The following is a 23,522-nucleotide window of genomic DNA, read 5'->3' as shown; positions in this document are numbered from 1 at the left end:
GACACCACCGGCCGTCCCCCACTGCCGGCGCTTGTGGTAGATCCGCGTCACACCGTCTTCGGCTGAGTGCCGGCACCACGTACCGTCGAGGGCCATGAGCCCCACTCCTCGCCCGCGCCGCCTGCGCCTCGGTCTGCCACGGCGGGTGTTCTCCCAGGTACTGCTGATGCAGCTGGCGATCGCCGCCGGAGTCGCGGTGCTGGCCACCGGGCTGTTCCTCGCGCCGCTCGGTGATCAGCTGGACGACCAGGCGATGCGCCGGGCGCTCGCCATCGCGCAGACGACCGCGCAGCAGCCGCAGCTCGCGGCCGACCTGCGGAGCACCCCGGCGACGGCGGACGGTCCGGTGCAGCGGGAGGCGGAACGGATCCGGAAGGCCACCGGGGCCGAGTACGTCGTGGTCCTGGACCGGCGGGGCGTGCGCTGGTCGCACACCGATCCTGACCGGATCGGCGCGGTCGTGTCGACCGACCCGGGCGAGGCCCTGGCCGGGCACGAGGTGATGGAGATCGACGAGGGCACCCTGGGCCGCTCGGCCCGCGGCAAGGTGCCGCTGCGCGACGGTGACGGTGACGTCGTCGGGGCGGTCTCGGTCGGGATCGCCTACGACAGCGTCCGGGCCCGTCTGCTGCGGGCCGTCCCCGGACTGTTCGCGTACGCCGGGGGCGCGCTGGCGGTCGGCGCGCTGGCCGCCTGGCTGATCGCGCGCCGGGTCCAGCGGCAGACCCGTGACCTCGCCTTCTCCGACATCTCGGCGCTGCTCTCGGAGCGCGAGGCGATGCTGCACGGCATCCGGGAGGGCGTCGTCGCCCTGGACCGGACGGGCCGTGTCCGCCTGCTCAACGACGAGGCGCGGCGCCTGCTCGACCTCGGTGACGAGGCGGTGGGCCAAACGCCCGGCGAGGCGCTCGGTGAGGGCCGTACGGCGGATGTGCTGGCCGGCCGGGTGAGCGGTACCGACCTGCTCACCGTCCGCGGCCCGCGCGTGCTGGTCGCCAACCGGATGCCCACCGGTGACGGCGGCGCCGTCGCCACCCTGCGCGACCGCACCGAACTGGAGCAGCTCGGCCGGGAACTGGACTCCACCCGCGGCCTGATCGACGCCCTGCGCGCCCAGGACCACGAGCACGCCAACCGCATGCACACCCTGCTGGGGATGCTCGAACTGGAGATGTACGACGACGCCGCGGAGTTCGTCGGCGAGGTGGTCGGCAACCACCGCGCCACCGCGGAACAGATCACCGAGCGCATCACCGACCCGCTGCTGGCCGCGCTGCTGGTCGGCAAGGCGACCGTCGCGGCCGAGCGCGGCGTCACCCTGTGGGTGTCGGACCGGACCCGGCTGCCGGACCGGCTGATCGATCCCAGGGGACTCGTCACGGTCGTCGGCAACCTGGTCGACAACGCCGTCGACGCCGCCGCGGGCACCCGGCACGCGCGCGTGGAGGTGGAACTGCGGGGCGAGGGGCGTACGGCGGTCCTGCGTGTGCGGGACACGGGGCCTGGTATACCGGCCTCGCGACGCGAGGTGGTGTTCACGGAGGGCTGGTCGACCAAGGAGCCGCCGGCGCACCGCCGGCGCGGGATCGGGCTCTCCCTGGTCCGGACGTTCGCCGAGCGGCAGGGCGGCAGCGCGGTGGTCGGCGAGGCTCCCGGCGGGGGAGCCGAGTTCACGGTCGTCCTGCCCGAGGCACTGGCCGAGCCCGGTCCTGCGACGACCGCCACCGAACCCGGTCCCACGGCGACCGGCACCCCACTCCGCCCCACGACGACCGCTGCCCGAGCCCATCCCACGACGACCGCCACCGTGTCCCCGCCCGGGTCCGGTGTCCCCGGGCCCTCCTCCCGGCCGGCCGCCGGGGCAGACGACGAGGAGGAGTCGCGATGATCGAGGTCCTGGTCGTGGACGATGACACCCGCGTCGCGCGCGTGAACGCCGCCTACGTCGAGAAAGTGCCCGGCTTCCATGTGGCCGGCCAGGCGCACAGCGCGGCCGAGGCCCTGCGGCGGCTGGAGACGCTGCCCCGCCTCGACCTCGTGCTCATGGACCACTACCTGCCGGACCTGACCGGTCTGACGGTCGTCCAGGAGATGCGCCGGCGCGGCCACCAGACCGACGTGATCATGGTGACGGCCGCGCGGGACCGGGCCACCGTGCAGGCGGCGATGCGGCAGGGCGCGTTGCAGTACCTGGTCAAACCGTTCGCCTTCGCGGGCCTGCGCGTCAAGCTGGAGGCGTACGCGGAGCTGCGCCGTGCCCTGGACGGCGGCGGCGAGGCCGAACAGGCCGAGGTGGACCGGATGTTCGGGGCCCTGTCGGCGCCGTCGGAGCCGGGGCTGCCCAAGGGCCACTCCCCCACCACCGCAAAGCTGGTGCGCCAGTGTCTGATGCGGGCCGAGGGGTCGCTGTCGGCCCAGGAGATCGCCGACCGGACGGGCGTGAGCCGGCAGACCGCCCAGCGCTACCTGAAACTCCTGGAGCGGACGGGACGGGCCAGGCTCACCCTGCGATACGGCGACGCGGGCCGCCCGGAACACCGGTACGCATGGGTGACCCACACCTGAGGCCCGCCGGACCGCGCCGCGTCTCGCTCCTGCCCGGCCCTTCCTGTCTCCCCGGCGACCGACGGCGACCGACGCCGACCGACGCCGACCAGCAGCGGAGTACGACGCGCCGGTACGGCACCGGGGACGGACCCCGTCACACGGCTCCCGCCCCCGTCAGCGCCCGTACCTCGGTCTCCGCGTGCTTGGCCCGGTCCGCGGGCTCGGCGGAGGTGACGGTGCCGAGCCAGCCCGCGACGAACCCCAGCGGGATCGAGACCAGGCCGGGGTTCTGCAGCGGGAAGTAGGCGAAGTCGGCGCCCGGGAACAGCGCCCCGGAGCCGCCCGACACCACCGGCGACACCAGCACCAGCACCACCGCCGGGACGAGACCGCCGTAGACCGCCCACACGGCGCCGCGTGTGGTGAAGCGCCGCCAGAACAGTGAGTACAGCAGTACCGGCAGGTTGGCGGAGGCGGCCACGGCGAAGGCGAGACCCACCAGGAAGGCGACGTTGAGGTCCCTGGCCAGCAGCCCGAGGGCGATCGCCACCGCCCCGACGCCGACGGCGGCGCAGCGGGCCACGGCCACCTCACCGCGCGGCTCGGCGCGGCGGCGCAGCGAGGCGTACAGGTCGTGGGCCACGGACGTGGAGGAGGCCAGCGTGATTCCGGCGACCACCGCGAGGATCGTGGCGAAGGCGACCGCGGCGACGACCGCGAAGAGCACGGTTCCGCCGGTGGAGTCCGGGCCGCCGCCGAGTTCGAGCGCCAGCAACGGCACCGCGGTGTTACCGGCCTGGTTGGACTGCCGCACGGCGTCGGGTCCGACGAGAGCGGCCGCGCCGAAGCCGAGCACGATCGTCATCAGGTAGAACCCGCCGATCAGTCCGATCGACCAGACCACCGACCGCCGGGCCGCCCGGGCCGTGGGCACGGTGTAGAAGCGGGACAGGATGTGCGGCAGCCCGGCGGTGCCCAGGACCAGGGCGAGCCCGAGGCTGATGAAGTCGAGACGGGCGGTCCAGTCCCCGCCGTACCTCAGCCCCGGCGCCAGGAACGCCTCCCCCTGCCCGCTGCGCCCGGCCGCGCTGAGCAGCAGATCGTTGAAGTCGCCGTGGAAACGGACCAGGACCAGCGCGGTCAGCGCCGTCGTGCCGCCGAGCAGCAGCACCGTCTTCACGATCTGGATCCAGGTAGTGGCCCGCATCCCGCCCAACGACACATAGACGATCATGAGCACGCCGACTCCCACGACGGTCCAGGCCCGCCCCGCCTCGCCGGTGCCGCCGAGCAGCAACGCCACCAGACTGCCCGCCCCCACCATCTGCGCCACCAGGTACAGCACGGACACGGTGACCGAGGACGTGCCCGCGGCGATCCGCACCGGGCGCTCCCGCATCCGCGCCGCCACCACGTCGGCGAGGGTGAACCTCCCGCAGTTGCGCACCAGTTCGGCGACGAGGAGCAGCACCACGAGCCACGCCACCAGGAAGCCCACCGAGTAGAGCATGCCGTCATAGCCGTAGAGCGCGATCAGGCCCGAGATGCCGAGGAAGGAGGCGGCGGACATGTAGTCCCCCGCGAGGGCGAAGCCGTTCTCCGACGGGGAGAACAGACGGCCCCCCGCGTAGAACTCCTCCGCCGATCCCCGCCGGTTCCGGCTCACCCAGGTGGTGATCCCCAGCGTGACCGCCACGAAGCAACTGAACAGCGCCAACGCCAGCGTCTGGTGCTCCCCGGTCATACCGCACCGTCCCGGACGCGGGCCCGTTCCTGCGTGTGCCAGCGCAGTTCCAGCGCCGCCCGGTCCCGCCGGAGGCGAGCGTGCCGGGTGTAGGCCCAGGTCAGCAGGAAGGTGGTGAGGAACTGGCCGAGCCCTGCGAGCATCGCCACGTTCACGGCGCCCGCCACCGGCCGGCCCATCAGCCCCGGCGCGGTCGTGGCGGCCACCACGTAAGCCAGGTACCACACGAGGAAACCGACCCCCGCCGGTACCACGAACCTTCGATACCGGCTGCGCACCTCCTGGAACGCCGCACTCCCCTGCGCCTCCAAGTACGCCTCGGCGGTAGCCGCGGCCGCAGCCCTGCTCGTAGCCCTCGTCGTGGTCGTGGAAGAGGCCGGGGCCGGGGTACCGTCGTCACACGGTCCCCGTCGCGTCGGCGGGGAAACCGGCGTCGCCGCGGCGGCCGTTTCCGCCACCTCACCCCATCCGGAGGCGAGAGCCTCGTACCAAGGGTCGTCGTAGGTCCCCGCCTCACGGAGGCGATCGTTGCTTGACTGCATGCCAAAGGATGGACAGAACGGGAAGATCCCCGACTCTTCTTCCTCCCGCTGTTCACTCCTTCAGGTGACTCATCCCGCTGGAGGCCGTACAAGCCCCTTCCCATAGGCGTAACGGACCGCCTGTGCACGGCCCTTGATGCCGGTCTTGGCGAACAGGTTGTTGATGTGGGTCTTCACCGTCGCGGTGGAGACATGCAGTCTGCGGGCGATCTCCTGGTTGCTGAGTCCCTCGGCGATCAGCACCAGCACCTCGGTCTCCCGCGCGGTGAGCCCGTCCGGTGCCTCGGCCGGCGGTGCGGGGGGCGTTTCCGCTTCCGACAGCCTCTCCAGCAACCGGCGCTGGATGGCCGGTGACAGGCCCGCGTCTCCGGAGAGCACGCTGTGCACAGCCCGCACGATCTCCTCCCCGCCCGCGTCCTTGGTGAGATAACCGCGCGCCCCCGCTCGCAGCGCCGGGAACAACGACTCGTCGTCCACGTACGTCGTAAGGACCACGACCTGCGTCCCAGGGTGCTCGGCCCGGATCCGCCGGGTGGCCTCGACCCCGTCGCACCGCGGCATGCGCAGATCCATCAGCACCACGTCCGGAGCCATTTCGGCCACCAGCCGCACCGCCTCCTCGCCGTCGGCCGCGGCGCCCACCACCTCGACGCCCGGCAGCAGCCCCAGCAGCATGACGATGCCCTCGCGCACCACCGTCTGGTCATCCACGACCAGGACCCTGGCGTCCTTGCCCCAGGAGCCCTTGTCCTGGCCCTCCCCCGTCATACGGGAACCTTCAACGTCACCACGAACCCCTCCTCGCCCGGTCCTGCCCGAAGCGAGCCGCCCAGCAGTTCGGCCCGCTCCCGCATGCCCAGAAGACCGTAGCCGCCTCCCGTGCCGGTCAGTTCACCGGTTCCGCCGCCCGAGTCCCGGACGTCCAGGGTGACTTCGCGCGTTCCGTAGTCGAGAACCATCCGGACCCCCGCGCCCGGAGCGTGCATACGGACGTTGGTCATCGCCTCCTGGGCGACCCGGCGTACGGTCTGCGACGCCTCGGCCGGCAGCGGCCGGCGCTCACCCGTAATGGTGACGGTCGCATGGGCGCCGTCCGACGTGCCCACAAGCTGCTCCAGGAAATCCTCCAGTGGCGTCAGCTCTCCGCGCAGGGCGGACAGCGCCTGCCGGGTTTCGGCGAGTCCGTCACGGGCCATCCCCCGCGCCGCCACCACTCGTTCCAGGATCCGCTCCCGCTCCGCTCCCCCCTCGATCAGCAGCCGTGCCGCCTCCAGGTGGACCATCTGTGCCGACAGACTGTGCGCCAGCACGTCGTGGATCTCCCGTGCGATGCGGGCCCGCTCGGCGAGCGCCGCCGACTCCGCCTCGGCCGCCCGAGCGGCGCGCTCCTGGGCCAGCAGCCGCTGTGCGTGACCGCGGGCCTCCGCGTCGAGCCGCAGGACGTACCCGCCCAGGGCCAGCCCGGCCGCCAGGGCGGCGCTGCTCGTCCATGAGTTGTCACCGACCACGGCGTAGGCGGCGAAGGCCACCAGGCTCACGGGCAGCGCCGCCACGAGGGGGAGCCGCTCCAGTGCGACGACCGCACACCCGCACCAGAGGACCGCCGCGGGGATGCCGAAGCCGGCGGCATGGGCGATGCCCGCCAGGCCGAGGAGAGCCGCCACGAGGCTCAGGGACGGCCAGAGCCGGTGTGCGAGCGTGGTCCGGAAGAGACCCCAGGTCACCACCACGGACAGCAGGACCACCGCGGTCGCACCGAACGCGTCCCAGCCTTCGCCGTCGGCGACCGCCCCCCACAGGAGCGCCCCCAGTCCCCCCACCCGTACGGCGACGGCCAGCAGGCGCCGGTGAGCCGAGCGCCTCTCCCGGCCGAGCGCTTCCTTGGACGGCCACCGCGTCCAGGCGTTCTCCGTCACACCGGTTCCTTCCGAGCGGACCAGGACACGACGGCGCCGTGTGTCACGGCCGAGGGGGCGGTCGGGCGCACTGCGCGCAGACGCCAGGCAAGCGTCGCGGAGCGGGCCAGCAGGGTAGCCGCGAGGGTGAGGAGCAAGGCGGAGGTGTCCTGGTCCACGCCCAGGACCGAGCCGAGGAGGAACACGGCCACGCGGACGGTTGTGCCGACGCCCCATACCGCGGCGGTCGCCTTGCTGCCCTTGCTCCAGACCGTGCCGTCCGCCTCCAGCCATATGCGGGTGGTCCAGGCCAGCCCCGCTCCGACCGCCGCTCCCAGGAGCAGTTCCGTGACGAGCAGGGCGGCCGACGCGGTGTAGTGGCCGGCGCCGAGCGGTTCCCCCTGCTTGAGCGCCACCAAAGCCAGCACCACGGGCATGGTCCACCAGTGCTTCTCCGTGTCGATCCGGCTCGGGCGGAACTGGCGAGAGAACACCAGGCCGACCACGGCCATGATCACCAGCACGTCGACAACCCCGGACATCCAAGCCTCCGTGTACGAGAAGGGGAGGTCGGCAGCGAGTCCCGCCGACGCCTTCGACGTTACGGAAAGTGTCGGGCGGGAAGATCGGAGCTCGGGTGGATCATGGGTGGAGCCTCGGAACAGTGGGACTCCACCCACGGGTGGAGACGGCTGGCCGGCCGCCACTCACGGCGACTCGGTGACGCCGGTGACTCGGTGACGCCGGTGAGTCGATGATGCCGGTGAACCGGTGACTCGATAGCAGACAGCCCGCTCCCCGGCAACCGGCAACCGGCAACCGGCAACCGGCAACCGGCAACCCAGGCTCCGGATCGCCGCTCCTGGCCCCGCCACGAACGCTCCGTGACCGTCCGCTACCGCTCCTCGCCAGGCACCTGGTCGCCCGGACGCCCGGGCGCCCTACGCGTCGATCCGCGACCGGTCGAGCGTCGCCGCCGAGTTGGAGATGAACTCCTTGCGGGGCGCGACGTCGTTGCCCATCAGCAGATCGAAGACCTGCTCGGCGGCCTCGAGGTCGGTGAGGTTGATCCTGCGCAGGGTGCGGCGCCTCGGATCCATGGTCGTCTCCGCCAACTGGTCGGCGTCCATCTCACCGAGACCCTTGTAGCGCTGGATGGAGTCCTTGTACCGGACGCCCTTGCTCTGGAACTCCATGAGCTTGTCGCGCAGCTCACGGTCCGAGTACGTGTAGACGTACTTGTCCTGGCCCTTCTTCGGCTGGGTCAGCTCGATGCGGTGCAGCGGCGGCACCGCGGCGAAGACCCGGCCGGCCTCGACCATCGGCCGCATGTAGCGGTGGAAGAGGGTCAGCAGCAGCGTGCGGATGTGCGAACCGTCGACATCGGCGTCGGTCATCATGATGATCTTGCCGTAGCGGGCCGTGTCGATGTCGAAGGTCCGCCCCGAGCCGGCCCCTATGACCTGGATGATCGCGCCGCACTCGGCGTTCTTCAGCATGTCCGTCACGGATGACTTCTGGACGTTGAGGATCTTGCCGCGGATCGGCAGCAGGGCCTGGAACTCGGAGTTCCGGGCCAGCTTCGCCGTACCGAGGGCGGAGTCCCCCTCGACGATGAACAGCTCGCTGCGGTCGACATCGTCGCTGCGGCAGTCGGCGAGCTTGGCGGGGAGCGAGGAGGACTCCAGGGCCGTCTTGCGGCGCTGGGCGTCCTTGTGCTGACCGGCGGCGATGCGGGTGCGGGCCGCGGCGACGGCCTTCTCCATGACGACCCGCGCCTGCTGGGCGGCATCACGCTTGGTGGAGGTCAGGAACGCCTTGAGTTCCTTGGTGATCACATTGTTCACGATCCGGCGGGCGGCCGAGGTGCCGAGCACCTCCTTGGTCTGCCCCTCGAACTGCGGCTCGGCCAGCCGCACCGTGACGACCGCCGTGAGCCCTTCGAGGGCGTCGTCCTTGACGATGTCGTCCTCGGCGACGCGGAGCAGCTTCTTGGCGCGCAGCACCTCGTTCATGGTCTTGGCGACGGCGTGCTCGAAGCCGGCGACATGGGTGCCGCCCTTGGGTGTGGCGATGATGTTGACGAACGACTTGACGGTCGTGTCGTAACCGGTCCCCCAGCGCATCGCCACGTCGACGCCCAGGTCACGGGTGACCTCCGTGGGCGTCATCTGGCCGTGCTCGTCCAGGACGGGGACCGTCTCCTTGAAGCTGCCCTGCCCGGTGAAGCGGAGGACGTCGCAGATACCCCGGTCGCTGGCCAGGTACTCGCAGAACTCGCTGATGCCGCCGTCGAAGCGGAAGGACTCCTCGCCCTTGCTGCCGCCCTCACCGAGGCCGAACTCGTCCCGGACGACGATCGTCAGGCCGGGCACCAGGAAGGCGGTCTGGCGGGCCCGCTGGTGCAGCGTGTCGAGCGAGAGCTTGGCGTCCTTCAGGAAGATCTGCCGGTCCGCCCAGTACCGCACGCGCGTGCCGCTGCGCGACTTCGGGATCTTCCTGGCCTTGCGCAGCCCGCTCCTGGCCTCGAACCTGGCGTCCGCACCGCCGCCGGCGAAGGCACCGGGGACGCCTCGCCGGAAGCTGATGGCGTGGGTGTGACCGCCCCGGTCCACCTCGACGTCCAGCCGCGCGGACAGGGCGTTGACCACGGAGGCGCCGACGCCGTGCAGACCGCCGGAGGCGGCGTACGAGCCACCGCCGAACTTTCCGCCGGCGTGCAGCTTGGTCATGACGACCTCGACACCGGAGAGTCCGGTCTTGGGCTCGACGTCGACCGGGATGCCCCGGCCGTTGTCACGGACCTCCACCGAGCCGTCGTCGTGGAGGATCACCTCGATGTGGTCGCAGTAGCCGCCGAGGGCTTCGTCCACGGAGTTGTCGATGATCTCCCACAGGCAGTGCATCAGACCACGGCTGTCGGTCGACCCGATGTACATGCCGGGGCGCTTGCGTACGGCCTCGAGCCCCTCGAGGACGAGCAGGTGCCGCGCGGTGTAGTTGGAACCGTCCCGGTCTGCTCCTGCCAGCAGCGCAGTGGACGGCACGGACGTCTCGGCGGTCACGCGGTTCGCTCCTCGCTGAATTTCAGATGGGGCCCCGTTGGGTAAGGGCGCGGCGTCGTTCACCGCTCAGAGGGTACCGAGCCCAGGTAGAGCCGTTGTAACGCCACCCTCGTCACGACGGCAGCCTAGTCCACGATCGCATACCTGTTCGATCCCTGGATGGGGTGAAGCACACATCACGTTCCCTTCGAGGCATGAACCATTTAGGCTCCGGGCACGTCCTCATGAACAACCGGCAAGCCAGCCGGCGGGGACCGACACTGACCGAGAGCGCGAACCCGTACGACACATAGACACGCAATACGGCACATTCGCCGCCAACCGGCAACAGCCAGCCTCCTCGGAAAATTTTTTCGAGGAAAAGCCACGAGCGGGAACGTTTTGGGGCTGGTTGGATGTTGACCCTGGTACGACAGCTCGTCGAGCTAGAGAAGAGGCGACGTGACTACTGTTCTGACTTCCGCGAACCCGCTGACGGCCGCCGACCGTTGCGACCGTTGCGGCGCCCAGGCGTACCTGCGCGTCGTCCTGCTGAGCGGCGGAGAACTGCTCTTCTGTGCCCACCACGGGCGCAAGTTCGAGCCGGAACTCAAGAAGATCGCCGCTGAGATACAGGACGAGACCGAGCGCCTGACCTCCGTTCCGGCAAGCGACTCGGAAGACGAGCGCTGACCTTTCGCGTCCCACGACGAGCGAGACCGGCACAGGCCGGCAGGGCGGCCCGCCTCCCACCCGGAGGCGGGCCGCCTTCGCTCGCCCGCAGAACCCCTCAGGACGCACCGAACGCCCCCGTGCCACCCGTGGAGGGGGCGCCTGCCACTCGGGCCCCACCCCAGACTCCGCAGCGCGGCGGAGACGCGCGTGTAGACCCCCGGGCTGCCCGTCCGCCCGCAGCCGTTCCCCCAGGACACCAGCCCGATCAGCTTCCCGTCGGCCACCAGCGGCCCCCCGCTGTCCCCCTGGCACGCGTCCCGGCCACCGGCCCGTTCCCCGGCGCACACCATCGTTCCCGCGCGGTACTCGCCCTCCTCACCGCCCGGGTACGCCCGCTCACAGACGGAGTCGGGCAGCACGCGCACGCGTGATCCGCGCAGACTCCGCGCGTAGTCCCCGGCCCCCGTGGTGTCGCCCCAGCCGTAGACCACCGCGGCCGTCCCCGGCTCGTACGCGGCGTCGCCCTCGGCCGCCATCGCCAGGACGGATCCGTCCGGCAGGGCTTCGGACAGGGTGATCACGGCGAAGTCGCCGGCGTTGCTCACGCTGTCATAGGCCGGGTTCACCCACACGTCCCGTACCGGGATCTCCTCGCCCCCGCCCCCCAGCAGGTCCGTACGGCCCGCGATGACCTTCAGGTCACCCGGCCGCGTCGGCGGCGCCCCGAGGACCTCCTGGTCCAGGCAGTGGGCGGCCGTGAGCACGGTGGTCCGGCCGACGGCCACTCCCCCGCAGAACTGCCCCGCTCTCGTCCCGCCGTACCGGTCACGGCTGGACAGGGCCACCGTCCACGGGCTGTCGGCGGCGCTCACCGGAAATCCCCCGACGACGACGCTGTCGGCGGTCGCGGGATGCGCGGTCGCCAACGGTGACACCGCCGATATGACGGTCGCGGCGGCCGCCAGGACCAGCGGCCGGACCAGCGACCGAGCACAGGGACGACGCATACGGACTCCTCACTCACGGTGTTCATGAAACACCCAGAGTGATCCAGCCGCCGTCACCCCGCACCCCGCGCGGACGAACGCCCCGCCCTCCCGGCACGGGGAAGGGCCCGCCCCCCCTCTAAAGCGCCGAAAGCGCCGGGACGGGAGGCGGGCCCTTGCCGACCGTGTCGGTCCGGCCTAGTCGAGGTAGTCGCGCAGCACCTGGGAGCGCGAGGGGTGGCGCAGCTTCGACATCGTCTTGGACTCGATCTGGCGGATGCGCTCCCGCGTGACGCCGTAGACCTTGCCGATCTCGTCGAGGGTCTTCGGCTGGCCGTCGGTGAGGCCGAAGCGCATGGAGACGACGCCCGCCTCGCGCTCGGACAGGGTGTCGAGGACGGAGTGCAGCTGCTCCTGCAGGAGCGTGAAGCTGACCGCGTCGGCCGGGACGACCGCCTCGGAGTCCTCGATGAGGTCACCGAACTCGCTGTCGCCGTCCTCACCCAGGGGAGTGTGCAGCGAGATGGGCTCGCGACCGTACTTCTGGACCTCGATGACCTTCTCCGGGGTCATGTCGAGCTCCTTGGCCAGCTCCTCCGGGGTGGGCTCGCGGCCCAGGTCCTGGAGCATCTGCCGCTGCACGCGCGCGAGCTTGTTGATGACCTCGACCATGTGCACCGGGATGCGGATGGTGCGGGCCTGGTCGGCCATCGCGCGGGTGATCGCCTGCCGGATCCACCAGGTGGCGTACGTGGAGAACTTGTAGCCCTTGGTGTAGTCGAACTTCTCGACCGCGCGGATCAGACCGAGGTTGCCCTCCTGGATGAGGTCCAGGAAGAGCATGCCGCGGCCGGTGTAGCGCTTGGCCAGGGAGACCACCAGGCGGAGGTTGGCCTCCAGGAGATGGTTCTTGGCGCGGCGGCCGTCCTCGGCGATGATCTCCAGTTCGCGCTTGAGCTTGGGGGCGAGCTTGTCGGAGTTCGCCAGCTTGTCCTCGGCGAACAGCCCCGCCTCGATGCGCTTGGCGAGTTCGACCTCCTGCTCGGCATTGAGCAGGGGGACCTTGCCGATCTGCTTGAGGTAGTCCTTGACCGGGTCGGCCGTGGCACCGGCCGCGGCGACCTGCTGGGCCGGAGCGTCGTCCTCGTCGTCGTCGGACAGCACGAAGCCCGCGTTCTCGGTGCCCTCGGGCTCCTCGGTGACCTTGGTCTCCTCGAGCACCTCGTCCTCGAGGACCTCGGCGTCGTCCTTCTTGGCCGCGGTCTTCTTGGCCGCCGTCTTCTTCGCGGTGACGGTCTTCTTCGCCGCCGCCTTCTTGGCGGTCGTCTTCTTCGCCGCCGTCTTCTTGGCGGGCGTCTCGTCCCCGGCGGCGGGCTCGGTCGCGGGCGGCGCCGCGCTGGCGGCGGTCTTCCTGCTGGTCACCGTCTTGGCCGCGACCGACTTGGTGGCGGTGCGCTTGGCGGGACTCTTCGCTGCGACGCTCTTTCGGGTGCGCTTGGGCTCCGCGGCACTGACCATCAGCGTCACACCCTCTTCCTCGAGGATCTGATTGAGGCTGCGCAGTACGTTCTTCCACTGAGTGGCCGGAATCTGGTCAGCTTCGAAGGCCCGACGCACGTCATCGCCGGCGATCTGCCCCTCAGCCTTTCCCCGCTCAATGAGCGCCATGACAGAGACGGACTCGGCGATCTCCGGCGGGAGCGTACGGGATGTGCTGGCCGACACGAACAACCTCTCGGAACGTTGAAAACGGCTTTCGGCCCCGTCCTGGCGGACAGGTGCCGACCGCCGGCTTGGGGATGGGCCGACGGCGCGGGCGGGGCCGGGAGAGGCACAGCGCCGTGAACGGCGTCCGTATTCCCTCCTCGGCTGTCACCTCTTAGGTCATCGCGTTGTCCCCACGAGCGTTACGCCCAATCCGCGTGGCCCGAGTCACACCTCATAAGGGTCAAAACTCAGCCAAATGCGGTCAGGAGCAATCGCCGACGACGGCCATCCGGTCCGACCGTGCCAACAGTACGGCGTCACGCCGTCGACCCCGCAGAGCCGTCCAGGCGCTGCGGGGTCGACGGCGGCGGCGACCCGGCCGTGCGCCGCCACAGGAGGGGGGATGGCGGGTCCGGCCGTGCCGCTGGAACGGGGACGCGGTCAGTGCTCGCGCGGGGCGGGCACCACGCGTTCCACCTCGGGGTGGACGGTGAGCAGCTGGCGCATGGCCGTCTCGGCCGCCGCGCCGTCACCGGCCGCGAGGGCATCGGCGATCCGTGCGTGCTGGGCCAGCGACACGTCGTTCGGCCGGTCACAGCCCGTGACCGGACCGCCCGAGACCTGGAGGGCGGCGGACACGATCCCGGAGAGGTGCTCCAGCATGCGGTTGCCCGCGACCTGGATGAGCAGCGCATGGAATTCCGCGTCGGCGCGGGAGAAGGTGAGGGCGTCACCCTGCGCCATGGCGTGTCCCATGACGCCGACCATGTCGGAGAGGCGTTGCTGCACATCCTCCCGGCCGTGTCCGGCGGCCAGGCGCGCGGCCAGCGGCTCGATCGTCCAGCGCAGCTCGCTCAGCTCGCGGCGCTGGTCGTCGCGCTGCGGTCCGAAGGCCCGCCACTCGATGATGTCGGGGTCCAGCAGGTTCCAGTCACTGACGGGGCGCACGCGCGTGCCCACGTTCGGACGGGCGCTCACCAGCCCCTTCGCCTCCAGGACGCGCAACGACTCCCGGACGACGGTGCGGGAGACCTCGAAGCGCTGGCCGATCTCCTCGGGCACCAGGGGCCGGTCGGCGCCCAGGTCTCCGGAAACGATCATCTGACCGAGCTGCTGAACCAGTTGTCCGTGCAGTCCGCGGCCGCGGCTGCCCGCGGTACGCCGGCCCACGCGGCCCAGTTCGGGGTCCGCCCCTTCCCAGGCGGGGGCCCCGGCGCGGTCGACGCCAGGCGTCTCCGCGTAGGGGTAGCGGTCGAGTTCGCCCGGACCCTGGAGGCCGGAGTCTGCGGAGCGGGCGGCGGTCATCATGGTGTGCGCAAGGGTACTCACGCATCCTTTGTCGGCGCCGTTCCCAACTCCCTTGAGGTCTTTAGTGAAAAGCACACGAAAGGGTGATCGCTCACCTCACCGCAATTGACGCCTTATCGGAAAGAAATGGACTTTCCCCGGGGAGTTGCGCGCACTCCCGGGCCGGGCGGTTCCGAGCGGTCGTCACCGGACCCGTCCGCGCAGGGTCATGAGCAGATACGCGCAGAGCAGGGCGGTCAGCGACAACGCCAGCGCGCTGCCCACGGGTTGGGCGACCGCCCGCAGCACCGCCACCACGTAACGCTCCCCGCCGAAGGGCCACTGGCTCAGGAGGACCTCGCGCACCCGCAGCGGAAGGTCGGCGGCGGCACGTACGGACCGGTCGTGCCAGACCTTCTGCACCAGGGGAACGACGAGGACGGGTACGGCGACCACCGCCGCCAGTCCGGCCGTGGTGGACCGGAACAGTCCCGCGGCCAGCACACCGGCCCAGGCGCAGCCGATCATCAGACCGGCCCAACCCGCGCCCAGAGCGGCCCAGTCGGCGGGGACCCGTACCAGCTCCCGTCCGTAGAACAGGTGCAGCACTTGCGCGTCACAGCCCACCGTGAGGGCGGCCAGCAGCAGTGCGGTGGCGGCGGAGACGACGAGTTTGGCGGTCAGCAGCCCCAGTCGGCGGGGCACCGTGCCGCGATCCGCCGCCAGCGCGGGATGGCGGAACTCGTCACCGAACGCGAGTGCCCCCAGCAGCCCCGCCCCGAGCGCCGCCGGCGGCAGGGGCACCTGCCGCGGCCACGCGGCCAGCAGGCGCGGCTGCGGGGTATGTCCGGCATGGGCGAGGAGTACGGCGGTGACGGCGGACAGGGCGAGCACGACCGCCCCGGTGACGATCCCGGTACCGACACCGGTGACGCGGCGCAACTCGTACCGCAGGGGACGGAGCGGGCTGGGCGCGGACCGGACGGAGATGGGGGGCGGAAGGGCGGACGAGGCGCCGCCGAGGGGGCCGTCGCCGGGGATGGCGGAGGGGGCTGGGGAGGGAACACGGAGGGGGATGCGGGAGGCTGACGTCGGTGCGGGCGGAAGGGAGGCGCTGTCCGGTCGGTCCGCCCCGGTCCGGTTTTCCGCTGCGACCCCGGTGCTTGCCGGTGCGGACCCGTTCGCCGCCTGTCGCGCGCCCGTCGGCGCCACGGCCGCGGCAGCGGGCCGGCCGCTTTCCGTCCCGTTCCCCGCCGTGCCGCCCTGGCTCACCCGGGCGGGCGGGTCCGTCGTCCGCTCCGCGCGCGCGGTGTCCGTGTCCCTGGCCGCGGGGCGCCCGGACTCCGGCCCGTTCCCCGCCGCGACCGTGGCACCTCCCGGGCCGGACCGCCCCTCCGTACCGGCGCCGGACCCCATGTCGCCGATCTCGTGAGCCAGTTGGTGGACCAGGATGCCGTGCCGGTACGCGGTCTCACCGACGTCGGCACAGGTACTGCCGTACACGAAGAGGCGGTTGCCCCCTTCGTGGACCACCTCGACCGAGCGGTGGGCCGTACGCGCTTCCTTGGCGAGGACGGTGGCGAGGCGGGCGGCGTACGGACTGCGGACGGCGACGCGAGGACGCAGCCGGGTGCGCCGGAAATCCGCCGCCTGCTGGTCGGCGACGACCCTGCCCCGCTCCAGCGTCACGACGTGGTCGGCGGTGCGGGCGGCTTCCTTGGGGTCGGCCGTGGTGTACAGCACCGTGCCGCCCTGGGCCGCGTACGCGCGCAGGGCGTCGTGCAGCCAGCGGGTCTCACGCGCGCAGAGCCCCTCGGCGGGGGCGTCGAGGACGAGGGTGTGCGGGTCCGCCAACAGCGCACAGGCGAGGCCGAGGCGGCGGTCCATGCCGCGTGACAGGGTGCCCAGGCGTTCGTCGCGCAGACTCATGAGTCCCACCGCTTCCAGCACTTCGTCGGCGCGCCGCGCCGGGACGCCGACCGCCGCGCACAGCATGCGCAGATGTCCGCGGACCGTGCGGGCCGGATGTCCGGGCACCTCACCCAACAACACGCCGACCTCGCGTGACGGGTGTGCGATCCGGTGCAGGGGGCGGCCTCTGAAGTGCGTGACGCCCCGGCCTCGTTGCAGCTCGAGCATGAGTCTGAGCACCGTGGTCTTGCCGGCGCCCGGCGCTCCGAGCAGCGCGGTGACGCGACCCGCGCGGGCCGCGAAGGAGACGTCGTCGACGGCGGGTGGCAGTTCTTTGCGTGGGGTGCTGGTCAGTCCGAAGGCCTGGATCACCCGCAGCAAGATAGCGCGGTATGTCCGTTTTTCCGGGCACCGCGCGGCCCACCCGACGCCGGACGTCCGGCTCCACGGGCATCCGGCCCCACGGCCCACCGCGTCGCGTGCCGTCCGCTCGTCCCTTCCCTCCGATGCGGGCCGACGGTTCCCGTCGGATCCCGGTCGTCACACCTCGGGACGCAGCATGGGCGGGTTGAGCAGGGTCGCGCCGCCGGCCCGGAAGAGCTGGGCCGGGCGGCCGCCTTGGCGGGTGGTCGTGCCGCCGGTGGGGACGAGGAACCCCGGGGTGCCCGTGACCTTGCGATGGAAATTGCGCGGATCCAGCGCCACTCCCCACACCGCCTCGTAGACACGGCGCAGCTCGCCCACCGTGAACTCGGGCGGGCAGAAAGCCGTGGCCAGCGAGGAGTACTCGATCTTGGACCGGGCCCGTTCCACCCCGTCGGCCAGGATCTGGGCGTGGTCGAAGGCCAGCGGAGCGACGGGCTCGTCCTCCCGGCCGCAGGCGCTCCGGCCCAGCAGTTCCTCGACCGGCGCCCAGCGCGCGTTGCTGGCGTCACCGCCCGCCCGGGGCGCGGGCAGGTCGGGGGCGAGGGCGAGGTGGGCCACGCTCACCACCCGCATCCGGGGATCACGCTCGGGATCACCGTACGTAGCCAGCTGTTCGAGGTGCGCGCCGTTGTCCTGGACGGGTGCGGCGGGATCGTGGACGCACAGCCCCGTCTCCTCGGCCAGCTCGCGCGCCGCGGCCTGGGCGAGGTCCTCGTCGGTCCGTACGAAACCGCCGGGAAGGGCCCAGCGTCCCTGGAACGGCGGCTCACCCCTGCGCACCGCCAGCGAGCACAGGGAATGGCGTCGCACGGTCAGCACGACCAGGTCCACTGTGACGGCGAAGGGCGGAAAGGCTGACGGGTCGTAGGGCATACCGCGATCATAGTCGTCTTCCTGACGATAAACACGCGCTCCGGTGCCTGCACCAGCCGCCGGCCCAGCCGGGTACGGGATGGGGCTCACCTTCTGCTCCCGATGGTCGTTCGATGGGATGTCACGCCAGGTCACTCCCCCAGTCGCAGCCCTTCAGCCGCCTCCTCGACCATGGCCGGCCCCAGTCTGCCGACTCGTACGGAGAAGGGTGCGCCCGCTACCCGCAACCCGGTCAGGCAGATCTCTCCCAGGGGCGCGCCGCGCAAGGGGCGCAGCGCGACCGTCCCCGCGGGGGCGTCGGGACGGATGCCGACGAGCGTGGTGAGCAGGAGGACGCCTGCCGCCGCCGCGGTCGCGGCCGGCCGGCAGGCGGCCCGGTGCGGCAGTGGCGCGCTCCCCTCCGTGCGCTGCTCCCCCGCGTACATCTCGGGCAACTGGTGGCCGAAGGCTCCGGCCGCCGCCAGTACCCCGCTCAGCAGCGAACCCGCCGTCTTCTCGTACCCGGCGGCGGCCAGCCCCGCCACCGCGACCGCCGTCTCGTGAACCCGTACGGCGCCCGCGCGGTGACCGAACGAGTTGTATCCCCTCTCCTTCGCACCGAGTCCGCGCAGGCCCCAGCCGCAATCCAGGGCCGGCGTGCCCAGCAGCCGGGCCAGCTGATCGGTCTGCGCCTTGTCCAGCAGGCCCGGGGCGTGGGCGCCCCCGCCCAGCAGCCCGGTGTCGAGGAGGTGGGCGCGGGCACTCACGCCGCTCACCCGTGCGGCCGTCGGCCGGCTCGTCGCGTACGGCCCGACGGCGCCGCCCCCGGACGCGTACCGCCCAACGGTGTACGCGGGCGGACGCGGTTCGTAGCCGTCCTCCGGGCGCGGTCCGCGGGACGGCGGCGGGTACCGCCCGCCGATCCCGCGGCGCACGCGCGCGCCGGCCGCCCGGCCGCGGCTTCCGGAGCGGAGGAAGGCCCGTCCCCCGGAGCGGAAGAAGACGCGTCCTCCCGCGGGGCCGGCGTGCCCTCGACCTCGTCCTCGGCAGCCCCGCCGCCGGTTCGCGTCCCTGGGTCCGGACGGTCCCGGCTGTCCCGTTCGCCGCGCAGGCAGGCGCGGAGCGACTCCGGGTCGAGGCCCTCGTTGCAGGCCTGGTGCAGCAGTCGGGCGAAGAGATAGTCGCAGTCCGCCGCCAGGGCCATGGCCAGCGCCTCCCGTGCCTCCCATTCGTCACCGGTGGACCACGCGACCCATCCCGCCAAGGTGAGCGGCGCTGCCGCGTACTCTGCGTAGGACCCGGCGCAGCGGCGGGCCAGCGCGCGCCACAGCCGAAGGGCCCGGTGGGCCTCTTCGCCCTCCATCCACTCGGCCGCGCGGTCGCGTGTCGTCCGGTCCTGGAGACCGAGGATCAGCCGTGCTGCCTCGTCATGGCTGAGAAGTCCGTCGTCACGGAGGTCCGCCCGGTCCGCACCGGTCACCGGTGGGGCGTCGGCCAGCCGCCTCATGACCCGCTCCGCCAGGTCGAGCGTCTCCTCAGCCACCTCGGCGCGGCTCCCGTCGTCGAGGATGCGGGAGACCAGCGTCATGCTGGCCGCGTCAAGGGCGGTCTCCTGTTCACGGGCGGCGGAGCCCTCCCGGGGACGCAGCCTGGCGTGCAGCTCGCGCAGCGTGCCCCGCACCTGGATGCCCGCGTACGTGGCGGCGGCGGCCAGCACGGACGTGCCGGGCAGGCCCATCGCGGTCCCCTCTGCCGGGCAGCACGACTGGTCGTCGCAGCAGTACGACCAGAACCGTCCGCCCGAGACGCACAGGGCCTCGACCACGGGCACGTCGAGGGTGCCGCATTCGACGCGCAGTGTCTGTGCCAGTGCCCGCAGCCGGGCCATGACCTGCTGTCCGGTCTCGCCCTCGGCGGGTTCCTGGCAGAGGTAGGCGACCATCTGCTCGGGCCGGTCGCCCCTGCGCTCGCTTCCGGTCACGAGGCCGTGGACCAGTTGCCTGGCGGCGGCGTCCCAGTCGTCAGGGTGCGGAGGAATGCCCAGCCGGGCCCGGCCGCCGAACCGGCCCCGCCCGTCCCGTTCGTGCAGGGCGACCAGGACGATGCTGTCCTCGGGCCGGTAACCGAGGAGATAGGGCAGCGCGTCGGCCAGTTCGGCCGGGGTCCGCAGGGTGATCGGGTGCTCGTCCTCGTGCCCGTACGGGAGCAGGGCGGCCTCCGGCCGCTCACGCCCGCTGATGTCGCCGTTCTCGGGGAATCCGGTCGATCCGCTGTGGTTCGTCATGGCCCGACAATCTCGCGGAATACGAATCTCCGCTTTGCCTGTGGATAACTTCGATCAGGAACACGTCATCCTGAAAGGCGCGGCGGCCGGCACCCGCGCCGAGCGGCCGCTCCCCTTCCGGCCGTCCGCCAGCACGGCAGCCGGTTCCCCGGCGGGCGCCCCCGGCCCCGGGGCGACGCCCCGATTGTCAGTGGCTTCCTGTTGTATGGAGCGCATGGAGCACACGAGCAACGCGGACCTGCGGGCAGCCGCCGACGCGGTCCTCTCCCGTCTCGTCGGGGATGCCTCCGGCGAGGCCCGGCTGCGCGAGGACCAGTGGCGGGCGATCGAGGCGCTGGTCGCCGACGGGCGCCGGGCCCTGGTGGTCCAGCGCACCGGCTGGGGCAAGTCCGCGGTCTACTTCGTCGCGACGGCGCTGCTCCGCGCTCGCGGCAGCGGGCCCACCGTGATCGTGTCCCCCTTGCTCGCGCTGATGCGCAACCAGGTCGACGCCGCCGCCCGGGCGGGCATCCGTGCCCGGACCATCAATTCCTCCAACACCGAGGAATGGGACATGGTCCAGGACGAGATCGCCGCGGGTGAGGTCGATGTGCTGCTGGTGAGTCCGGAGCGGTTGAACAACCCGGACTTCCGCGATCAGGTCCTGCCGAAGCTCGCCGCCGCGACCGGCCTCCTCGTGGTGGACGAGGCGCACTGCATCTCCGACTGGGGCCACGACTTCCGGCCGGACTACCGGCGTCTGCGCACCATGCTCGCCGACCTGGCGCCCGGGGTCCCGGTGCTCGCCACCACGGCCACCGCCAACGCGCGCGTGACCGCCGACGTCGCCGAGCAACTCGGCACGGGAGGCACCTCGGACGCCCTGGTGCTGCGCGGCCCGCTGGACCGGGAGAGCCTGAGCCTGTCCGTGCTGCGGCTGCCGGACGCGCCGGCCCGGATGGCGTGGCTCGCCGACCACCTCGACGAGCTGCCGGGGTCGGGGATCGTCTACACGCTCACCGTGGCCGCGGCCGAGGAGGTCACCGCCTTCCTCCGGCAGCGCGGGCACACGGTCGCCTCCTACACCGGCAAGACCGAGAACGCCGACCGGCAGCAGGCGGAGGACGATCTGCTGGCCAACCGGGTCAAGGCATTGATCGCCACCTCGGCGCTCGGCATGGGCTTCGACAAGCCGGACCTGGGCTTCGTGGTGCACCTCGGTTCACCTTCCTCTCCCATCGCCTACTACCAGCAGGTCGGCCGTGCCGGGCGCGGCGTCGAGCACGCGGAGGTGCTCCTCCTCCCCGGCCGGGAGGACGAGGCCATCTGGGAGTACTTCGCTTCGCTGGCCTTCCCCCCCGAGGACCTGGTGCGCCGTACGCTCGACGTCCTGGCCCACGCCGGACGGCCCTTGTCGCTTCCCGCGCTGGAGCCGCTGGTCGAGCTGCGCAGGTCCCGTCTGGAGACCATGCTGAAGGTCCTCGACGTGGACGGCGCGGTGCGCCGGGTCAAGGGCGGCTGGATCGCCACCGGACGGCCGTGGACGTACGACACCCAGCGGTACGACTGGGTCGCCCGGCAGCGGAAGGCCGAGCAGCAGGCGATGCGCGACTACGCGTCGACGACGGACTGCCGCATGGAGTTCCTGCGACGGCAACTGGACGACGAGGGCGCCAAGCCCTGCGGCCGTTGCGACAACTGCGCGGGGCCGCGGTTCACCGCCGAGACGTCCGTCGCCGCGCTCGACGCCGCCCGCGCGGATCTGGGCCGGGCGGGCGTGGAGGTCGAGCCGCGCCGTATGTGGCCGACCGGACTGCCCGCGATCGGAGTCGAGCTGAAGGGCCGGATCCCGGCCGGTGAGCAGGCGGCGACGGGACGGGCGCTGGGGCGGCTGTCCGACATCGGCTGGGGCAACCGGCTGCGGCCCATGCTCACGGCGCAGGCCCCGGACGGGCCGGTGCCCGACGACGTCTCCCGAGCCGTCGTCGGAGTCCTGGCGGACTGGGCGAAGGCGCCCGGCGGCTGGGCCCCGGGCGCGCCGGAAGCCCGGTCACGCCCGGTCGGCGTGGTCACCGTCGCCTCCCGTACCCGGCCCCGGCTGGTCCGTTCCCTCGGCGAGCGCATCGCCGAGGTCGGACGGCTGCCGTTGCTCGGATCCGTCGAGTACACGGCCGACGCCGCCCGGGCGACACGCAGCAACAGCGCCCAGCGCCTCAAGTTCCTCGACGGGGCGCTGACCGTGCCGCCCCACCTCGCGGCCGCCCTCGCCGGGCAGCCGGGCCCCGTGCTCCTCGTAGACGACTTCACCGAGACCGGCTGGACCCTCGCGGTCGCCGCGCGCCTGCTCCGGCGGGCCGGTGCGGAGGAGGCGCTGCCGCTGGTCCTGGCCGTACAGGGCTGACCGCGCACGGCCGTACGGGTTCCCGGACGTCTGTTCCGGGCTCCGCTTCGGAGACCGGTTCGGAGGGCCGGTCTCGGACACCGGCTGCGGAGGCGGTCACTGACACCGCTTGACGACGCCGGGCCGCGACATCCGTGTCGGCTCACGTGACAGGTTCGCGTAACCCGGGCACCCGTTCCAGAGGTCCCATGCGTCACCCGGGGCGACCCTGGGTAGGGATATAAAACACACATCACCCGATAACGGTCGATCATTCCGATTGCTCGTTGCCGCAACTCAGTTCGACAGGAAGAATTGGACTCCGCTCCCCGCACGGCTCGTCCGTGATCCGGCAGGGCTTCACTGCGGTGCGCGTCCCCCGAATCCGACCCCTGCCCGCGTGCGGGCGCGTAGCCGAAGGGAGGAACGTGACCTTCGGATTCGCTCCGTCCTCGGCGACGTCGCTGTCGCCGTCCACCACGTCCGCCACCCGTGTACTCGAACCGGCGGAGTGGGCCGCCGCGGGCATCCCGCTGCTGCGCAACCCCCGGGAGATCGTCAGCGGACTGCACGCGCGCCATCATCCCAAGCCCGCCACCACGGTCGTTGCCGTGCTGGACCCGGACGAACGCCTGCGTGCCAGCGCCTCGTTCGTCAGCCGTCCGGCTCAGGCCGACGGGTGGATGTTCCGCAACGTCCTGCTCTCCCAGCTCCGCCGGGTCGTCCCGCACGACCTGCGCCGCCGTACGCCGGTCCGCACCGCCGTGCTGATGCGCTGCCGAGACGGCGACGCGCGCTGGACGGAGGAGGACGGGGCGTGGATGTGGGGCCTCAGGGACGCCTGCACCCTGCACGGCCTGCGCTGCGGGGCGTACATCACGCTGACCCGTGACGGATGGCAGGTGTTCGGCGAGGGCCGGGGCGGACGCCGCCCCCATTCGGCTTCGACTCCGGAGCCCTTCGCCACGTCGGAGGCCCCGCTCCCCCCGCCGCGCACGGGTGGTGCGGCCTCGGAGGTACTGCGCCGCGCGGCCGCCCGCTGACCGCCCTGGCACGCCCCCCGCGCGGCTGCTCGACCGACCGTCCCGGGCATGCCCCCGCGCTCTGCTCACTGACGCCCCGGGCACGTCCTCGGACGCCTTCCGGATACGGCCGTGCGCGCGGCCGGGCGCCCCGTCCCGCCCTTCCGCCGTCGGGACGCCCGGCCGACGCGGACCCGGTAACAGCCTTTCGGCAAGCGGCCCTTGACCGCGGTGTCCCCCC

Annotated in this window: 17 protein-coding genes and 1 pseudogene; 5 read left to right on the top strand and 13 right to left on the bottom strand. The window is 72.1% G+C overall.

Annotated elements, in window-relative coordinates; translation table 11 throughout:
- Positions 1-94 precede the first annotated feature (94 nt).
- The gene (locus tag ACY1JF_RS16600; protein WP_462705905.1) at positions 95-1,888 is read left to right on the top strand and encodes an ATP-binding protein; all 1,794 of its coding nucleotides are present in this window, start codon (positions 95-97) and stop codon (positions 1,886-1,888) included.
- Complete coding sequence (locus ACY1JF_RS16595) at positions 1,885-2,565, top strand: response regulator (RefSeq protein WP_462705904.1); 681 nt, start codon at positions 1,885-1,887, stop codon at positions 2,563-2,565. Before ACY1JF_RS16600 ends, ACY1JF_RS16595 begins: the two co-directional genes overlap by 4 nt.
- 136 nt (positions 2,566-2,701) lie before the next feature.
- Here the strand turns inward: ACY1JF_RS16595 and ACY1JF_RS16590 are convergent, their stop codons facing one another.
- The 6 genes from ACY1JF_RS16590 to ACY1JF_RS16565 form a co-directional block, all read right to left on the bottom strand.
- A complete protein-coding gene (locus ACY1JF_RS16590; RefSeq protein WP_462705903.1) occupies positions 2,702-4,291 on the bottom strand; it encodes a solute symporter family protein in 1,590 nt (529 codons plus the stop codon).
- The gene (locus ACY1JF_RS16585; protein ID WP_462705902.1) at positions 4,288-4,833 is read right to left on the bottom strand and encodes a DUF485 domain-containing protein; all 546 of its coding nucleotides are present in this window, start codon (positions 4,831-4,833) and stop codon (positions 4,288-4,290) included. The genes ACY1JF_RS16590 and ACY1JF_RS16585 overlap by 4 nt, the downstream gene beginning before the upstream one ends.
- 69 nt (positions 4,834-4,902) lie before the next feature.
- On the bottom strand, positions 4,903-5,601 hold the full coding sequence (locus ACY1JF_RS16580; RefSeq protein ID WP_462705901.1) for a response regulator transcription factor: 699 nt from the start codon (positions 5,599-5,601) through the stop codon (positions 4,903-4,905).
- Positions 5,598-6,749: a sensor histidine kinase gene (locus tag ACY1JF_RS16575; protein ID WP_462705900.1), complete on the bottom strand. Its 1,152-nt coding sequence runs from the start codon at positions 6,747-6,749 to the stop codon at positions 5,598-5,600. Before ACY1JF_RS16575 ends, ACY1JF_RS16580 begins: the two co-directional genes overlap by 4 nt.
- On the bottom strand, positions 6,746-7,270 hold the full coding sequence (locus ACY1JF_RS16570; protein WP_462705899.1) for a DUF1453 domain-containing protein: 525 nt from the start codon (positions 7,268-7,270) through the stop codon (positions 6,746-6,748). Before ACY1JF_RS16570 ends, ACY1JF_RS16575 begins: the two co-directional genes overlap by 4 nt.
- A 399-nt stretch (positions 7,271-7,669) precedes the next feature.
- The gene (locus ACY1JF_RS16565; RefSeq protein ID WP_462705898.1) at positions 7,670-9,793 is read right to left on the bottom strand and encodes a DNA gyrase/topoisomerase IV subunit B; all 2,124 of its coding nucleotides are present in this window, start codon (positions 9,791-9,793) and stop codon (positions 7,670-7,672) included.
- A 441-nt stretch (positions 9,794-10,234) separates the two neighbouring features.
- Between ACY1JF_RS16565 and ACY1JF_RS16560 the strand changes: the two genes are divergently transcribed.
- The gene (locus ACY1JF_RS16560) at positions 10,235-10,465 is read left to right on the top strand and encodes a DUF7455 domain-containing protein (RefSeq protein ID WP_462705897.1); all 231 of its coding nucleotides are present in this window, start codon (positions 10,235-10,237) and stop codon (positions 10,463-10,465) included.
- Positions 10,466-10,620: 155 nt separating this feature from the next.
- On the opposite strand, the pseudogene ACY1JF_RS16555 reads toward ACY1JF_RS16560, so the two are convergent.
- The 7 genes and pseudogenes from ACY1JF_RS16555 to ACY1JF_RS16525 form a co-directional block, all read right to left on the bottom strand.
- Positions 10,621-11,454: pseudogene (locus ACY1JF_RS16555) on the bottom strand (S1 family peptidase); the annotation flags it as partial.
- Positions 11,455-11,631: 177 nt separating this feature from the next.
- Positions 11,632-13,158 carry an RNA polymerase sigma factor gene (locus ACY1JF_RS16550; RefSeq protein WP_462705896.1) on the bottom strand — a complete coding sequence of 509 codons (1,527 nt, stop codon included), beginning with the start codon at positions 13,156-13,158 and terminating at the stop codon, positions 11,632-11,634.
- A gap of 423 nt (positions 13,159-13,581) precedes the next feature.
- Positions 13,582-14,469, bottom strand: a complete 888-nt coding sequence (locus ACY1JF_RS16545; RefSeq protein ID WP_462705895.1) for a FadR/GntR family transcriptional regulator — start codon at positions 14,467-14,469, stop codon at positions 13,582-13,584.
- Positions 14,470-14,631: 162 nt separating this feature from the next.
- Positions 14,632-16,710, bottom strand: coding sequence for an ABC transporter ATP-binding protein (locus ACY1JF_RS16540; protein WP_462705893.1), 2,079 nt, complete (start codon positions 16,708-16,710; stop codon positions 14,632-14,634).
- A gap of 168 nt (positions 16,711-16,878) precedes the next feature.
- On the bottom strand, positions 16,879-17,637 hold the full coding sequence (locus ACY1JF_RS16535; RefSeq protein WP_462705892.1) for an NUDIX hydrolase: 759 nt from the start codon (positions 17,635-17,637) through the stop codon (positions 16,879-16,881).
- Positions 17,638-17,768: 131 nt separating this feature from the next.
- The gene (locus ACY1JF_RS16530; RefSeq protein ID WP_462705891.1) at positions 17,769-18,392 is read right to left on the bottom strand and encodes a hypothetical protein; all 624 of its coding nucleotides are present in this window, start codon (positions 18,390-18,392) and stop codon (positions 17,769-17,771) included.
- Positions 18,389-19,900, bottom strand: a complete 1,512-nt coding sequence (locus tag ACY1JF_RS16525; protein ID WP_462705890.1) for a DUF4192 domain-containing protein — start codon at positions 19,898-19,900, stop codon at positions 18,389-18,391. The genes ACY1JF_RS16530 and ACY1JF_RS16525 overlap by 4 nt, the downstream gene beginning before the upstream one ends.
- A gap of 214 nt (positions 19,901-20,114) precedes the next feature.
- Here ACY1JF_RS16525 and ACY1JF_RS16520 point away from each other — a divergent pair, with 214 nt between their 5' ends.
- The gene (locus ACY1JF_RS16520; RefSeq protein ID WP_462705889.1) at positions 20,115-22,280 is read left to right on the top strand and encodes a RecQ family ATP-dependent DNA helicase; all 2,166 of its coding nucleotides are present in this window, start codon (positions 20,115-20,117) and stop codon (positions 22,278-22,280) included.
- Positions 22,281-22,687: 407 nt separating this feature from the next.
- Positions 22,688-23,302 (top strand): hypothetical protein, encoded by a 615-nt coding sequence (locus ACY1JF_RS16515; RefSeq protein ID WP_462705888.1) that lies wholly within the window; start codon positions 22,688-22,690, stop codon positions 23,300-23,302.
- The last annotated feature ends 220 nt before the right edge of the window (positions 23,303-23,522 follow it).

The sequence above is a fragment of the Streptomyces sp. SYSU D01066-1 genome (genome assembly GCF_054956795.1).
The sequence above is the reverse complement of the archived record's forward strand: the minus strand, read 5'-3'. Positions and strand labels throughout refer to the sequence as shown.

What these genes read in the sequence shown, in the direction of transcription:
- ACY1JF_RS16600 (WP_462705905.1), top strand. Translation starts at nt 95, where the DNA reads ATGAGCCCCACTCCTCGCCCGCGCCGCCTGCGCCTCGGTCTGCCACGG.
- ACY1JF_RS16595 (WP_462705904.1), top strand. Translation starts at nt 1,885, where the DNA reads ATGATCGAGGTCCTGGTCGTGGACGATGACACCCGCGTCGCGCGCGTG.
- ACY1JF_RS16590 (WP_462705903.1), bottom strand. Translation starts at nt 4,291, where the DNA reads ATGACCGGGGAGCACCAGACGCTGGCGTTGGCGCTGTTCAGTTGCTTC.
- ACY1JF_RS16585 (WP_462705902.1), bottom strand. Translation starts at nt 4,833, where the DNA reads ATGCAGTCAAGCAACGATCGCCTCCGTGAGGCGGGGACCTACGACGAC.
- ACY1JF_RS16580 (WP_462705901.1), bottom strand. Translation starts at nt 5,601, where the DNA reads ATGACGGGGGAGGGCCAGGACAAGGGCTCCTGGGGCAAGGACGCCAGG.
- ACY1JF_RS16570 (WP_462705899.1), bottom strand. Translation starts at nt 7,270, where the DNA reads ATGTCCGGGGTTGTCGACGTGCTGGTGATCATGGCCGTGGTCGGCCTG.
- ACY1JF_RS16535 (WP_462705892.1), bottom strand. Translation starts at nt 17,637, where the DNA reads ATGCCCTACGACCCGTCAGCCTTTCCGCCCTTCGCCGTCACAGTGGAC.
- ACY1JF_RS16525 (WP_462705890.1), bottom strand. Translation starts at nt 19,900, where the DNA reads ATGACGAACCACAGCGGATCGACCGGATTCCCCGAGAACGGCGACATC.
- ACY1JF_RS16520 (WP_462705889.1), top strand. Translation starts at nt 20,115, where the DNA reads ATGGAGCACACGAGCAACGCGGACCTGCGGGCAGCCGCCGACGCGGTC.